The organism is Candidatus Hakubella thermalkaliphila, assembly GCF_013281975.1.
In the GTDB taxonomy this organism is placed as follows: Bacteria; Actinomycetota; Humimicrobiia; order Hakubellales; family Hakubellaceae; genus Hakubella; species Hakubella thermalkaliphila.
Genome location: NZ_BLRZ01000227.1, coordinates 1 through 1,577, shown reverse-complemented (window position 1 = coordinate 1,577; position 1,577 = coordinate 1). Strand labels below are relative to the sequence as shown.

2 protein-coding genes are annotated in these 1,577 nt (G+C 47.2%); one reads left to right on the top strand and one right to left on the bottom strand.

The features are described 5' to 3' along the window. Positions 1–31: 31 nt before the first annotated feature. Positions 32–346 (top strand): DNA/RNA nuclease SfsA, encoded by a 315-nt coding sequence (locus HW443_RS13685; RefSeq protein ID WP_176232105.1) that lies wholly within the window; start codon positions 32–34, stop codon positions 344–346. Between the two features lie 132 nt (positions 347–478). Here the strand turns inward: HW443_RS13685 and HW443_RS13475 are convergent, their stop codons facing one another. Beyond that, positions 479–1,477: a nucleotidyl transferase AbiEii/AbiGii toxin family protein gene (locus tag HW443_RS13475; protein ID WP_258190523.1), complete on the bottom strand. Its 999-nt coding sequence runs from the start codon at positions 1,475–1,477 to the stop codon at positions 479–481. Positions 1,478–1,577: the final 100 nt, after the last annotated feature.

The window sequence follows — 1,577 nt, the reverse complement described above, 5'->3', positions numbered from 1 at the left end:
GCAAGCGGAAGGCTGACACGAGCCGTATGAGTTGAGAGGCTCACGTACGGATCTGCGGGGGACTGGAGGTGAGATTCCTCCGGTCTACCCGGCGGTTCTTGAAGTTAAATCCTGCACCCTCTTTAACCAGGAGATGGCCATGTTTCCCGATGCGATCACTCTTCGCGGTAAAAGACACCTTATAGAACTGGCCGAGCTTTCCCATAAAGGCTTAAGGGGTGGGGTGTTATTTCAGCACGCAAGGGGACGCTCCAAACCTTCATTGCATTCCAGTTTCAAGCTCATGTTAGGCAAGCCCGTGCCTTCGCTCCTCCAAGGGTTGCCGTTGAAGAAAAGACTTTATTAAACCTAATATCTTGTAGTTACATGCATGCCTACGGTGCCAGGGCATTGATACCCTTGTTTGTTCTTATGTGGGTTTAAAGACGCATTGTATTTCCACAAATCGTACATCTGAAAATATATTTTGGACCAAAACTTAGAGCCCACCCTCTCGTCCTTCTATAAGAGTCTTAGTTCCCTGAGGTCTAATGACTCCGGATCTACTTGTTCTCCGTGTAGTTGGCGGAGCTGAAATCGGGCCTGAGGAGGTCAGCTCAACAATATATCTGGGTGTGAATGGAACTTTTGTAACTTCAGCGCCTTGAATCCGATCAACCCTGTATGACCTGTCTTCTCCAGTGTTATGCTTTACAGCATATAATAACAAGTTCCCATCACGTGTACGACGCAAGGAATACGGCTCAATCAGGCGTCGGCTCCCTTGATAGGTCAGATCTACACACAGCCGGTTCGCAGCAGCAGAGCGTATTACCTCAAGCGGTGTTGGTGTATGCCAGGCCTGGGCCATCGCAGGTGGATACCAAGACTCATCGATCGCTTTGCCCATAAGCGGAATCGAAGGAGGTACAGCCTTTTCCACAGCATGATACAGCCACTCGAATAGTTCTGGAAGCTCCTGCCAGAATTGCTCAAAAGCAGGTAACGCAGGCACCTGATGTCCCAGCATGTTTTCCCATTCAGCCTCTAATTCGGCACGTTCTGGCTTACCTTCAAGAATATTCATCGTTGGCACCGGCATGCCTTTAAAAGCGCATTTCTTTTTGAGTGTGCTAAAGATAATGTTACGGCTGTGTTTCGTACTGTCATGTCGGTACAGATGAATCACATCATAAAGATCCCGGGGTCTCAAACGCTCAACCAATGCCCTGATCTTTTCGGCAAAGACTTCCTCGAAACAATAGCATTGGACATATATTCCGTCCTCAGGTCTATCAGAGTAGGGATGATGCACTACTCGGGTGACAGGATCAAGAGTTAAAACCTCATCGTCTGTAAGATCTAACTTTATTCGGGGCAGTGAACCGCCAGGTTGTAAAGGACCCCGGTAGCTGATTTTCCCTTGTACTGACCGAGTGCCACGAGGATTTTTATAAATTGTGTATTCTGGTCCAAACTTACCACCAATTCCGCTCAAACTTACCACTGATTCTGGATAAGACTTACCAGTGATTCTGGAATTTAATTACCAATTTTTCCTACATATCCAGAACAACTGGTAACTTCCACCAGAATCT